At 68.8% G+C, this 394-nt stretch carries 1 protein-coding gene; it reads right to left on the reverse strand.

What is annotated here, in order from left to right; all coding sequences use genetic code 11:
- A partial coding sequence (locus NQU54_RS48875) for an LLM class flavin-dependent oxidoreductase (RefSeq protein WP_257636698.1) occupies positions 1 to 373 on the reverse strand: 373 nt, incomplete at its 3' end.
- Between the last annotated feature and the right edge of the window lie 21 nt (positions 374 to 394).

A 394-nucleotide genomic window follows, 5' to 3' on the forward strand; every position in this document is an offset into this window, starting at 1 on the left:
AGGCGGCGGTCTCGACGGAGCTCGGGCTGCCGGCGGCGGCCGAGATGGGCGGGTAGGGGGTTTGGAGGGGTTTGGGGACGAGGCTGCGGGGCGGGATCTTGTAGTGCTCGCCCACGTAGGAGAACACGTCGTCCAGGAAGGCGTGGCGGATCAGCTCGATGCCTTCTCGCCACTGGGCCTTGTTCTCGGAGGGGTCGACTTCGAAGGCGCGCAGGGCGAGGGTGGTGTTGCCGCGTCCGGTGCCCAGTTCGACGCGGCCGTTGGACAGGATGTCCTCGGTGGCGACGCGTTCCGCGACGCGCAGGGCGTGGTTCATCCGGGTCGGCAGCAGCGTCACGAGGTGGATGAAGCGGATCCGGCTCGTGAGGGCCATCAGGTAGGGGTAGAGCACCTC

Origin of the sequence: Streptomyces malaysiensis subsp. samsunensis, from assembly GCF_024519315.1 — a bacterium.
In the GTDB taxonomy this organism is placed as follows: Bacteria; Actinomycetota; Actinomycetes; order Streptomycetales; family Streptomycetaceae; genus Streptomyces; species Streptomyces malaysiensis.